The 12763-nt window shown below is 46.8% G+C and carries 10 protein-coding genes and 2 riboswitches; of the genes, 7 read left to right on the forward strand and 3 right to left on the reverse strand.

The annotated features are described in order from the left end of the window. Positions 1 to 74: 74 nt before the first annotated feature. Complete coding sequence (locus tag LRR81_RS13240) at positions 75 to 455, reverse strand: DUF2294 domain-containing protein (RefSeq protein ID WP_231789848.1); 381 nt, start codon at positions 453 to 455, stop codon at positions 75 to 77. 323 nt (positions 456 to 778) lie between these two features. After that, a riboswitch (cyclic di-AMP (ydaO/yuaA leader) is annotated at positions 779 to 927 on the forward strand. Between the two features lie 459 nt (positions 928 to 1386). Here LRR81_RS13240 and kdpF point away from each other — a divergent pair. From kdpF to LRR81_RS13270, 6 genes are all read left to right on the forward strand, one after another. Further along, entirely contained in the window at positions 1387 to 1464 is a 78-nt protein-coding gene (kdpF, locus tag LRR81_RS21430) for a K(+)-transporting ATPase subunit F (RefSeq protein ID WP_408631608.1), read from the forward strand. A 33-nt stretch (positions 1465 to 1497) separates the two neighbouring features. After that, a complete protein-coding gene (gene kdpA, locus LRR81_RS13245; RefSeq protein ID WP_231789849.1) occupies positions 1498 to 3171 on the forward strand; it encodes a potassium-transporting ATPase subunit KdpA in 1674 nt (557 codons plus the stop codon). A gap of 26 nt (positions 3172 to 3197) precedes the next feature. Beyond that, on the forward strand, positions 3198 to 5237 hold the full coding sequence (gene kdpB, locus LRR81_RS13250; protein WP_231789850.1) for a potassium-transporting ATPase subunit KdpB: 2040 nt from the start codon (positions 3198 to 3200) through the stop codon (positions 5235 to 5237). 25 nt (positions 5238 to 5262) lie between these two features. Next, entirely contained in the window at positions 5263 to 5820 is a 558-nt protein-coding gene (kdpC, locus tag LRR81_RS13255; protein ID WP_231789851.1) for a potassium-transporting ATPase subunit KdpC, read from the forward strand. A gap of 61 nt (positions 5821 to 5881) precedes the next feature. Then, positions 5882 to 8224, forward strand: a complete 2343-nt coding sequence (locus tag LRR81_RS21265) for a universal stress protein (protein WP_269448648.1) — start codon at positions 5882 to 5884, stop codon at positions 8222 to 8224. 42 nt (positions 8225 to 8266) lie between these two features. Beyond that, positions 8267 to 8409: riboswitch (cyclic di-AMP (ydaO/yuaA leader) on the forward strand. A gap of 82 nt (positions 8410 to 8491) precedes the next feature. After that, positions 8492 to 9994 carry an amino acid permease gene (locus tag LRR81_RS13270; RefSeq protein ID WP_269448650.1) on the forward strand — a complete coding sequence of 501 codons (1503 nt, stop codon included), beginning with the start codon at positions 8492 to 8494 and terminating at the stop codon, positions 9992 to 9994. A 42-nt stretch (positions 9995 to 10036) separates the two neighbouring features. Here the strand turns inward: LRR81_RS13270 and LRR81_RS13275 are convergent, their stop codons facing one another. After that, on the reverse strand, positions 10037 to 11374 hold the full coding sequence (locus LRR81_RS13275) for an Nramp family divalent metal transporter (RefSeq protein WP_231789852.1): 1338 nt from the start codon (positions 11372 to 11374) through the stop codon (positions 10037 to 10039). Positions 11375 to 11621: 247 nt separating this feature from the next. On the opposite strand from LRR81_RS13275, the gene LRR81_RS13280 reads away from it, so the two are divergent. Next, positions 11622 to 12152, forward strand: coding sequence for an NADPH-dependent FMN reductase (locus LRR81_RS13280; RefSeq protein WP_231789853.1), 531 nt, complete (start codon positions 11622 to 11624; stop codon positions 12150 to 12152). A 253-nt stretch (positions 12153 to 12405) separates the two neighbouring features. Here the strand turns inward: LRR81_RS13280 and LRR81_RS13285 are convergent, their stop codons facing one another. Next, positions 12406 to 12651 (reverse strand): YhdB family protein, encoded by a 246-nt coding sequence (locus LRR81_RS13285; protein ID WP_231789854.1) that lies wholly within the window; start codon positions 12649 to 12651, stop codon positions 12406 to 12408. Positions 12652 to 12763 lie beyond the last annotated feature (112 nt).

Here is a 12763-nt window from a genome sequence, read left to right on the forward strand (position 1 = left end):
TGTTTATATGGGTTTTTGAGGGTTTTGCTATTGGGACCTGACCCTATTTGAGATAATTCTACTCCCTCCAGCCACTACCCTTGCTTCACGCACAGCCCTTTCTCCAGATCCCCATCCATAATAAACACTTCAATCCGCTCGCCGGTTTTCGTGCTGATGTCACTGTGACTGGACAAGACACGGCAGCTAGTTAGGCCTTCGACGATTTCTTCGAATTGCTTGCTGTACATTTCCCGCAGGAGCTGCCGCATCCGTTTGACGAGCTTGCGGCCGTTGTCATTGCCCACAAGGTGTTTTTCTTCAACGGTAAGGACGCCTTTAAAGCGGGTGATAACCATGTCGCCGACGATATAGGTTCTGGCTTCCTGCGGGCCCCGCCCGATGAGTTCTCTTTGAAATTTGATGAGTGCTTCGCTTATTTCAGCTTCCAGCTTCTTTTTAGGTGTTGCAGGCACGGCAGTTTCCCCCAGCTTCATAGTCTTTTTTAGTGTCTATTTTTCGCCGTTCCGTCTGATACGGCTGTATTCGGTAAATTCCAACCTATCTTAATTCGGTAATTTTTTCTTGTCAAGAGGCAAAAAATATAGATAAATATTTTATTGGTAAGTTAAACACACTGGAAGATATTCATAGAAATTTAAAGAAAAAGCAAGAAAATCTTATACTAGACTGCTGAAACGCCCATTTTCCACCTGATATGGCTTAAAATCCTCCGTATTTAGAGAAAAGAGTCTATTTACAGAAGCCATGCTGCGAAGTAGAATAAGTCTCGTAAACAATTGCATACCGGCTTAATCCCTTGGTGAACAAGGGAACGGAGGAACCAATTTTTTGGGGTTAATTCTGCTTTTTTACAGCAGAAGGGATGAGGAGCTCTTTCGCCATCCTACCCGTCAGCTAACTTCGTCGGCTAAAGCGAAGGAGGTCAAAGACCGCCTGAAAGGTGTTTTTTTTATGCAGTTTTGCAGAAAAAAGGCATTTTAAAGAGTGGTCTTTTATTTTCTTAAAACATTTTGAAAAAGAATGACAGCGGGAGACAGAACGTAGAGGGAGCCGGATTTCGGCTTGCTGGACGTTACGTAGACCAATGAGTGCTTTTTCTCCATGAATCACATTTTCTTGCATGGGTTATTTGGATTTGCTATTAATCCAGTTTCCGTGCTTGAGGATGTTTGGGGATCAGGCAAGCATTGGTCTATTTTTTATTTCGGAAGCCAAATGGTTCGGGTGCCCGGGCTGTTTGGAGGCAGAAATGCCGCCGGCATGAGGAGAAGGAGGAGTGAGCATGGATCTGGCAGCCATAGGCATTGCAGCAGTTTGCTTTGCGGCATTTTACGGATTTATCAAGTTTTGTGAAAAAGTTATCGAAGAGTAGGAGTGATGAGGATGGTCTTTTTAGCCATTATTGTGCTTGGTCTTGCCATCTACCTTGTGGACGCTTTGATCCACCCTGAAAAATATTAAAGTGCTTTAAATGAACGTATGGAGGAAAGTCAAATGGATTTTATACAAATAGGCCTGGTGCTGCTCATTGTCCTTCTCTTGGCCATTCCGATGGGAAAATATATTGCGAGTGTTTTCTCGCTGGAGAAAACGAAGCTTGACCGGGTTTTTGGGGGATTTGAAAAAGGCATTTACAAGATTTCCGGTATAACGGCAGAGGCCATGACGTGGAAAACGTATTTGAAAGCCCTGTTGCTTAGCAACATCGTGATGTTTGTGATTGCGTATTTAATTTTACGGTTTCAAGGAGTGCTGCCGGGCAATCCAAGCGGCATTGCCGGTATGGATCCGCTGCTTGCGTTTAATACAGCTGCAAGCTTTTTAACGAATACGAACCTGCAGCATTACAGCGGGGAAACAGGATTATCCTATTTTTCGCAAATGACTGTCATTATTTTTCTCATGTTTACAACACCGGCTACAGGGCTTGCGATTTGTATGGCGTTTTTCAGAGGGGTGACAGGGCAGAAGAGCCTTGGAAACTTTTATGTGGACCTGGTGAGAGCTCACACCAGAATCTTGATTCCGCTGTCCATCCTGGTCGGATTGATTATGGTCGGACAGGGCGTTCCGCAGACGATGAGCGGCACGGTCAGCGCTAAGACAATTGAAGGAGCTGCCCAGCATATTGCGCGCGGCCCGGTTGCAGCACTTGAATCAATCAAGCATATAGGAACAAACGGGGGCGGGCACTTCGGAGCAAACTCAGCCCATCCGTTTGAAAACCCAACGCCTTTTACGAACGTTCTTGAAATTATCTCGATGTTTTTGATCCCTGCTTCTCTCCCAATTGCCTTTGGTATCATGGCGAGAAACAGAAAGCTTGGCTGGATCCTTTTCGGTGCAATGGGGATTATGTTCCTGATTTTCCTTTCCACTGCTTATTTTTCAGAAAGTGCGGGCAACCCGGCACTGGCGAAAGCCGGATTATCACAGGCCGGCGGCAGCATGGAAGGAAAAGAGGTCCGGTTCGGCATTGCACAGAGCGCTTTGTTTACAGCCGTGACAACAGCAGCAACAACCGGAACAGTCAACAATATGCATGATACGCTGACACCTCTTGGCGGTCTCGTTCCGCTCGCTGAAATGATGCTGAACTGCGTCTTTGGCGGCGATGGTGTCGGAACGATCAACATTTTAATGTATGCGATCCTGGCTGTTTTCCTTGCAGGATTAATGGTCGGAAGGACGCCTGAATTTTTAGGCAGAAAAATCGAAGGAAAAGAAATGAAGCTGATTGCGTTAACGATTCTGATTCATCCGCTGATCATCCTTGTTCCTTCTGCGATTGCTCTGGCAACAAATATGGGATCTTCTGCGATTTCCAATCCGGGTTTCCATGGCATTTCGCAAATCGTGTATGAATTTACGTCATCTGCGGCCAATAACGGTTCCGGTTTTGAAGGGCTTGGAGACAATACGCCTTTCTGGAATATCTCAACGGGCATCGTTATGCTTCTTGGCCGGTATTTGTCCATGATTGCAATGCTTGCTGCAGCAGGCTCGCTGCTTGCGAAAAAACCGGTGCCTGAAACGCTCGGAACGTTTAGAACAGATAACAGCACGTTTATGGTCATTCTGATCTTTGCGGTGCTGGTAGTAGGAGCGCTCACATTCTTCCCGGTTGCTGCTCTAGGGCCGGTCGCAGAATATTTGAGCATCCGATAATCATTTGGAGAAGAAGGAGCAGAACCATGAATAGCAAGCGCAAAGGAAATCTTTCAAAGGATATTGTGAAACAAGCGGCCATTGACTCGTTTAAAAAGCTGAATCCAGTCACAATGGCAAAAAATCCGGTTATGTTTGTGGTCGAAGTTGGCTTTATCATCACCTTGATTCTGACTGTGTTCCCCAATCTTTTCGGAGCAGCTGATCATGCAGGGTACAACGGAACGGTGAGTGGGATCCTGCTCATTACAATTTTATTTGCTAACTTTGCCGAAGCACTCGCCGAAGGGCGCGGCAAAGCCCAGGCGGACAGCTTGAAAAAAACAAAGCAGGATACACAGGCCAGGCTGCTGCAAAATGACGGCAATATAAAGCTGATCAGCTCAACCGAGTTAAGAAAGGATGATATCGTCATCGTCCATGCGAACGAACTGATCCCAAGTGACGGTGAAATTATTGAAGGGGTCGCTTCTGTCGATGAATCGGCCATAACCGGGGAATCCGCCCCTGTCATTAAGGAAGCGGGGGGAGACTTCTGTTCTGTTACAGGCGGCACGAAGGTAACAAGCGACACCATTAAAGTCCGAATTACGTCAGATCCCGGCGAGTCCTTTTTGGACCGGATGATCAGCTTAGTTGAAGGGGCTAAACGCCAGAAGACGCCCAATGAAATTGCCTTGAATACACTGCTTGTCAGCTTGACGCTTATTTTTCTGATCGTCTGTACGACTATTGTGCCGATATCTGGTTATGTAGGTGCAGCGATTCCCGTGGCTACTTTGATTGCTCTCCTTGTTTGTCTGATTCCGACAACCATCGGAGGCCTGCTATCTGCCATCGGGATTGCTGGAATGGACCGCGTGACACAATTCAACGTCATTGCGATGTCCGGTAAAGCGGTTGAAGCTGCAGGAGATATCAACACCATTATTCTCGATAAAACCGGAACGATTACACACGGAAACAGGATGGCGGCTGAATTTGTGCCCGTAAAAGGAGTTTCTGAGGAGGAACTGAATACCATCGCGCTTCACACTTCCCTTCATGATGAAACACCTGAAGGCAGATCCGTTGTCGAGCTTGCCCGGAAAAAAGGAGTCAAGACTTCTGAGTTTTTGACAGAGGGGTCTGAAGGCATTGAATTCAAAGCCGAGACCAGAATGAGCGGAACGGATTTTTTCACTGGCCGTATTGTTCGAAAAGGGGCAGTCGATGCAATAAGAAACTATGTAATGGATAAAGGCGGAGACATTCCGGCTGACTTAGAAGAAAAGTCAAACGCGGTGGCTTCTGAAGGAGGCACGCCGCTTGCGGTCGTGTCAGAAAACCGGATTCTCGGCATTATTTACCTGAAAGATACCGTCAAGACGGGGATGAAAGAGCGCTTTGACGAGCTTCGCAGGATGGGGATTCGAACTGTCATGTGTACAGGTGATAATCCGCTGACAGCGGCAACGATTGCCAGAGAAGCAGGAGTGGATGACTTCATTGCCGAAGCAAAACCTGAGGATAAAATAGCCGTGATTAAAAGGGAGCAGGCGGAAGGAAAACTGGTTGCGATGACCGGTGACGGAACAAACGATGCGCCTGCCCTCGCCCAGGCAGATGTGGGGCTTGCGATGAACAGCGGAACGATCGCTGCAAAGGAAGCGGCCAACATGGTGGATCTCGATTCCGATCCGACGAAGATTATTGAAGTGGTGGCCATCGGAAAGCAGCTCTTGATGACACGCGGCGCCCTGACAACATTCAGTATCGCAAATGATATTGCGAAATATTTTGCCATCATTCCGGCCATGTTCATGGTGGCGATTCCGAGTATGAAGGCCTTGAATGTAATGCAGCTTGCCACACCGCAAAGCGCTATTCTTTCCGCCCTGATTTTTAATGCGGTTATCATTCCGCTCTTAATTCCGCTTGCGATGAAAGGCGTTAAATACGTGCCGATGAGTGCAACGAAGCTGTTAAGCAGAAACTTGTTTATTTATGGATTAGGAGGCATTCTTGCTCCTTTTGCCGGAATTAAAATCATCGACCTAATTTTGGAAATGGCTAATTTAGTATAAAAAGTCTAATAAAAAGGTGACGAACATGCTGAAAAATTTACGAATTACTATAGTCCTGCTACTGATATGCGGTGTGGCCTATCCGCTTCTTATGACAGGCCTCGCCCAGGTGATCATGCCGGCTAAAGCAGATGGAAGCATTCTATACGGCAAAGATGGAAGGCCAGTCGGATCTAGATTGATTGGCCAAACTTTTACAAAGCCTGAGTACTTCTCAGGACGGATTTCTTCTATTGGAAATGACGCTGCATCTTCCGGTTCAAAGAACTATGCTCCGTCCAACAAGGAAATGATCGACAGGACGAAGAAGGATATTGCTGCTTTTTTAAAAGCGAATCCTGAAGTGAAAAAAGAGGATATTCCTGCGGACCTTTTAACGAATTCCGGTTCAGGGCTTGATCCTCATATTTCACCGCTTGCCGCAGAAATTCAGGTCCCAAGAATTGCAAAGCTGCGCCATCTTGATGAAAACACGCTGAATAAACTGATTAACAAGCATACAGCAGGCAGGCAGCTTGGACTATTTGGTGATCCAAGGGTCAATGTTTTGGAGCTGAATATGGATTTAGACAGTCTAAAATAGAATGAAAAATAGGGGGCGTGGCAGCAACCCCCTTTTTTACTATAAGAAAGGAGGGCTGCTCATGACCGATCAGTTTCGGAGGAAATCCCCTGAAGAGCTGCTGCATTCTATTCATCAGCTGCAGCGGGGGCGGCTGAAAATCATCCTTGGCGCTGTCAGCGGATCCGGAAAGACGTATCATATGCTGCTGGAAGGAAACAGCCTGAAGAAAAAAGGAATTGATACGGTCATAGGCATCATCAGTGCCTCGAGCCGCCCGAAAACAGAGGAGAAGATCGGCACCCTGGAGATCATTGAGCCGATCCGCTGGACAAAAGGCGAGGAAAAAAGGATCGATTTGAACATGGAAGCGATTCTCGCCCGCAATCCTGAGGTCGTGCTTGTGGATAATCTAGCCCAGCGAAACCGGCCCGGCGCAAAGAATCCAAACCGGCTCGGTGATGTGCTCGAGCTGATTGAGCACAAGATCAGCGTAATTACGACGGTCAACATTTACGAGCTTGGGGGAGCCAGGCAGATTGCGGAAAAGCTGACAGGGGTAAAAGTGAAAATGGATCATTGCCTGCCTGAACACATCCTTGCCAAAGCAGATGAAGTGAAGCTCCTGGATGTGACGCCTGAATCTATTCTGAAAAGGCTGCAGGAGGGCTGTATTCCTGATAGCGTACTTGAGAATAAGCCCAAAGACCGTCTCTTTAACAGAGATAATCTGTCTGTTCTGCGTGAGCTGTCTCTGCGCTTTTTAGCCGGGGAAGTGAATGAGGATCTCGATGATTACAGGATAAAGCATGGACTTGTCGGGGCTTCGGGGGCATCGGAACGGATTCTAGTTCCGGTCCAATATCACTGGAACGGCTCGATCCTGATTCGGAGGGGACACCAGATTGCCCAGCGGCTTGGAGGGGATTTATTCATTGTCTGCTTCAGATCCCATTCAAGAAGCCTGACAAAGGAGGAAGCGGCTTTTAAGCGCAGCATTAAAAAGCTGTGCGAGAAGCTTGCGGCCCATTTTGAAGAGCTGCCGATGACAAAAGGCAATGCATCTGAAGAAATTGTTTCTTATTCGCAGGATAAAAACGTCACGAGAATCGTCATCGGGCATTCGAAGAAAACCCGCACAGAGGAATGGCTGCAAGGATCTGTTGTGCACCAGATTTTGAAGAAAACAAAAAATGTGGATATCTTTATCGTGGCGGACACGGCGGAGGTTGAAGGCGAGCGGCTGCTTCCGGCAAAGCAGAAGGAGCAGCAGGTGAATCCCTATCACCGTCTGACAGATAAAGAAATGGAAGAAGAAATCAGCCGGCTGAAAAAAGGGACGCTCAAAGTTTATATCGGAGCAGCCCCGGGAGTAGGAAAAACATACACGATGCTGCGCGAGGCCAATGAATTTAAAAAAGAGGGCATTGATCTTGTTATCGGCCTGCTTGAAACACATGGAAGAGCAGAAACGCTTGAACAGGTGGGCATGCTTGAAATTATTCCGAGAAAGAAAATCTTTTACAAAAATGTTGTGCTGGAAGAAATGGATAAAGAGGCCATAATCAAACGGAATCCCGAAGTGGTGCTTATAGATGAGCTGGCGCATACAAACGTGCCCGGAAGCGAAAATCAGAAGCGCTACCAGGATGTGGAGGAAATTCTGAATGCAGGAATTTCTGTTATCAGCACGATGAATATTCAGCATCTGGAGAGCCTGAATGACAGTGTGGAGCAGATCTCAGGAGTAAGAGTCAGAGAAACGGTGCCGGACAGAGTTCTTCGCCTCTCCAATGAAATTGAATTGATTGATATTTCTCCAAAGGCGCTTCGGGAAAGAATGCGGGAAGGGAATGTCTATGCTGCTGAAAAGGTGAATCAGGCGCTGAACAACTTTTTTAAAACTGGCAACCTGATTGCACTAAGGGAGCTGGCTCTTAGGGAAGTAGCTGATGACGTGGATGAGCGGCTTGAATCGATGGAACGCAAAAATGCTCTAAGAGGCCCGTGGCGGAAGCAGGAAATTATTTTTGTCTGCATCAATTTGAATCAAGAGAGGGAGCGGATCATCCGGCGCGGTTTTCGGATTGCCTACAGGCTTAAGGCGGAATGGTATGTTCTTTACGTTCACGGGAAAAACGTGCTGACGGAAGAAGAGAAAAAGAACCTCGAGAAAGCGAGGAAGCTGACGGAGCGGCTTGGCGGGATTTTTATGGAAGAAGACATGACGGCAAGACGGAAAACGGCAGCAAAGATTGCAGAAGTGCTGAATAGAAAAAAAGCCACACAAGTGATCATCGGGCAGTCCTCTAAATCTCAGCTTGCGGAATGGCTAAAAGGCTCTGTTGTTTCGGCTCTTCTAAGAAAGACGAGGCATCTGGATGTTCTCGTTACAGCTGACAGGCTTGAACGGAAAAATCAGTAAGGTTTCAGCAGGGAAGTGAAGTGGGTAGTATTACTATACGAAGATAGTAAAACGCTGAATCAGCTTGCTGAGTGGGGGAACCAGAGGCAGGAGATCTTGTCAGGGGTGAATTTCTTTTGAAGAATAGGGCTTCTCTCTAAGCCCGAATCCGGCAGCTAACCTCGCAAGCGTTACAGGAGGTAGAGAGATGTTTCCGCTGAAAGATGGATGATCGTGTATTTTTTACCCAAATAAGCAAAAACTCAAAAGAAAAGGGAGAAAATACACATGAAAGATGCTGCGATATCGAAGAACGGAGCAATAGTGAAAAAAAGCAAACAGCAAAATAAATCAGGCGAGCTGAAAAGAGGGCTTGGCGCAAGGCAGATTTCAATGATCTCAATCGGAGGATCGATCGGAACCGGCCTGTTTGTGGCGAGCGGTGCCTCTATCGCAAATGCGGGTCCAGGCGGTGCATTGCTCGCTTACGCCATTATAGGATTTATGGTTTATCTTTTAATGACAAGTCTAGGGGAAATGGCGACCTACATGCCTGTTACTGGTTCATTCAGCACCTATGCCTCACGGTTTGCCGATCCCGCACTTGGGTTTGCCCTCGGCTGGAACTACTGGTTCAGCTGGGCTGTGACACTTGCGGTCGAAACTTCGGCAGCAGCCATTGTTATGAAGTACTGGCTGCCTGATGTCCCTTCCTTTATATGGAATGCTTTGTTTTTGGCCATTATACTTGGGTTGAATCTGCTGTCAGTCAAGCAATATGGAGAGGCTGAATACTGGTTTGCGATGATTAAAGTTGTAGCCATCATTGCCTTTATCATTGTCGGCTTTTTAATGATCTTTGGTATTATGAGCGGGCATACTGCCGGCTTCAGCACGTTTACAACAAAAGATGCGCCTTTTCATGGCGGACTGCTTGCGATTATCGGCATTTTTATGGTGGCAGGGTTCTCTTTTCAGGGAACAGAGATTGTCGGAATTGTGGCAGGGGAAAGCGATAAGCCTGAGAAAAATGTTCCAAAAGCCATCAGGCAGGTTTTTTGGAGAATTCTTCTGTTTTACTTGCTTACCATCTTTATCATCGGGATGATTATTCCTTTTACAGACAACAGGCTTTTAAATGAAGATGTTGGGAAAATTGCGATGAGTCCGTTTACGCTTGTGTTCCAAAGAGCAGGCATTGCCTTTGCAGCCTCTGTCATGAATGCGGTTATTCTGACTTCTGTGCTGTCTGCCGGAAATTCAGGCTTGTATGCGGCGACAAGAATGCTTTGGGTCATGGCAAAAGAGAAAAAGGCACCAAAATTTTTAACGAAAGTCAGCAAAAACGGTGTCCCGATCTTTGCTTTGCTTCTTACCATTGCCATTGGTTTTTGCGCTTTTCTCAGCTCGCTGTTTGGCGAAGGAAAAGTCTTTATGTGGCTTTTAAATATTTCGGGGCTGACAGGCTTTATTGCCTGGTTCGGAATCGCCATTGCCCATTATCGCTTTAGAAAGGCGTATGTGGCACAGGGGAACGATCCGGCAGGGCTTGTTTACAGGGCCAAGCTGTTTCCGCTAGGACCGCTGCTCGCAGCAGGGCTATGCCTGTTCATTATTTTCGGCCAAAACTACAAAGCCTTTTTTGCCGAACAGATCAATTGGCAGGACATTATTGTTTCCTACATCAGCATTCCAGCCTTTTTGATCCTATGGTTTGGGTATAAGCTTGTGAAAAAGACAAAATGGATCCCGCTCCAAGAGGTTGATTTGGAAGAGGGACGGCATAAATAAGAAAAGGACTTCCGTTTATAAAACAGCGGAAGTCCTTTTTGTTTATTTAAAAAATGTTGAAAACAATAAATAGGCATTCAGTATGGCAATGACAGCAGCCACCGCCCATGCAGCGATTTTAAGCGGCAGGGAGTTCACGAACTGCCCCATTTTCCGCTTGTCGCTTGTAAACATGACGAGCGGGATGACGGCAAACGACAGCTGCATAGAGAGAATAACCTGGCTGAGAATGAGCAGGTCATTTGTTCCTTTTTCACCGTACAGAAGGGTTACAATAACGGCTGGAATGATGGCAATCATCCTGGTGATCAGACGCCTCAGCCAAGGACTTAAACGGATATTCAAAAAACCTTCCATGACGATCTGGCCGGCAAGTGTGCCCGTTAACGTGGAGTTCTGTCCTGAAGCAAGGAGGGCAACCCCGAAAAGGATGCTTGCCGCACCAGTGCCGAGCACAGGACCGAGCAGCTTAAAGGCGTCCTGAATTTCCGCCACTTCTGTATGTCCATGCTGATAAAAAGCGGAAGCTGCCAAAATCAGGATTCCTGCATTCACGAACAGCGCCAGCATTAAAGCGACGGTGGAATCGATAAAGGAAAACCGGATCGCTTCTTTTTTTCCTGCCGGCGTATTTTCAAAATTTCTTGTCTGAACAATGGATGAATGCAAATACAGATTATGAGGCATAACCGTTGCCCCTAAAATACCTAATGCAATAAAGAGCATTTGCGGATTCTCAATGATTTGCCTGTCAGGAATGAACCCTCCTGCAATCTCTTTGAGATCAGGTGTTGACAGGATGAGCTCTGCGGCAAAGCATAAAGCAATCGTTGTAATCAGCACAATGACGAATACTTCGATATAGCGGAAACCTTTGCTCTGCAAAAGCAAAATCAGCAGAATATCAAGAGCAGTGATGCAAACGCCCCACACAAGCGGAATGTTGAACAAAAGATTGAGCGCAATGGCTGCCCCGATCACTTCAGCCAGGTCACAGGCGGCTATCGCAAGCTCGCACATTATCCATAGTAAGATTCCGACAGGCTTGCTGAAGGCGTCTCTGCAAGCCTGAGCAAGATCTCTGCCTGTTGCAATGCCGAGCTTTGCTGCCAGCCCCTGGAGCAGGATCGCCATTATATTTGAAATTAAAATAACGTATAAGAGTGCGTAATTATAAGCGGAACCGCCTGCAAGGGAGGTTGCCCAGTTTCCCGGATCCATATAGCCGACAGCAACAAGATACCCTGGCCCCATGAATGCCAGAAGCTTTCGGAAAGACGACCCGGTTTTCGGGACGGCCATGCTTTTATGCACTTCGCGGAGGCTTGGAGCATCGGCTTCTCTTTTCCAGCCAGCAGACGGGCGTTCTGACTTTTTCATGATGATTGTCTCCTCTATGTGTTTGATCTATTTTTATGATTATTTATTCATTCAGTAAATAAATGTTTCCTTATCCCAATATCTTGATTTTACTTAAGGCAACTTTTTAGGTCAAATATAAAACTTTGTGATATAGGACATATTTATGAAGACAGGCAAGAAACAAGGAATTTGACGGCATCCTTTGAATAGGGCAAAATTTAATCAGGCTATTACATAATGATGTTTTACATAGGAGGAAACAACCATGAAATTGACAGTACTAAGCGGGGGTCCCCGCAAAACAGGACGAACCAGGATTGCAGCAAAGCATATTGCTGACAAATACGGCGCAGAGCTTGCTGATCTGAGCGAATTGGAGCTTCCCGTTTTTGCCGGCGAGCCAAGCCAGTATGAATTGGAAAGCGTTAAAACGCTTCAGGAAAAAGTGAAGGATGCAGACGGCATCGTACTGATCTCGCCTGAATATCACGGCGGCATGACAGGTGCTCTGAAAAATGCACTGGATTTCTTAAATAGTGATTATTTTGCTCAAAAATCGGTTGCCTTATTAACCGTTGCAGGCGGCGGAAAAGGCGGCATAAATACATTGAACCAGCTCCGTGTTGTGATGCGGGCTCTGTACGCAAACGCCATCCCGAAACAGCTAGTCCTTGATCCGCACTGCTTTGACGCGGAAAACGATGATCTGTTCGAAGAGCCGGCAGCCCTAGTGAAAGAGCTGATGAACGAGCTTCAGGCTTATACAAAAATGACAAATGAATTGAGAAAAGGCTGAACGGAAAAAGCCCTGCATGTGATGCAGGGCTTTTTGTTTTGAATATTTTTTGCGGGGTTGTTTAGGTTAAAGGGTGTGGGCTTGTTAACGCTTGTCGGGGCTGAACGAGCGGCCTCCGCTTTTCGTTGTCCAGCTGCGGCCGCTAGCCCCTCGAGGTCATAAGCCGCTCATCCAGGGAAAGGAAAAACCGCCTTTCCCCGGCTGATCGTCTTATGCTTGTCGGGGCTGAACGAGCGGCCTCCGCTTTTCTGATCTATGTGTAAACTGGTTCGATTTCCTTTTCATGTGAGGTTTCAATAGCATGGTCAAGGTATCGAAGCAGGGAATAGAGGGATTGTTCGATTTGCATATGGTCGTGGTCGAAGTTGTACGCATGAAGAAATTGTTCGATGCGTTTTGAAAGCAGGTCGTCGTGTGTGCGCACCATCAGTATCAGGAGGTTATCCCATTGCGAGCGGTGCGTGTAGTATAAAGCCTTGTCGTAATCGGCTGTCTCCATGTTCATTCCTCCCCCTGGAGCCTTCTTAGTTTGCGCCTTTTTTTCAAAAGGTTCCGTTGCAAAACTTGGGCATGGTGTTAATGCCTGCTGGAAGGAAATGCGGGGTATGCTT

Origin of the sequence: Metabacillus kandeliae, from assembly GCF_021166585.1 — a bacterium.
Lineage (GTDB): Bacteria > Bacillota > Bacilli > Bacillales > Bacillaceae > Metabacillus_B > Metabacillus_B kandeliae.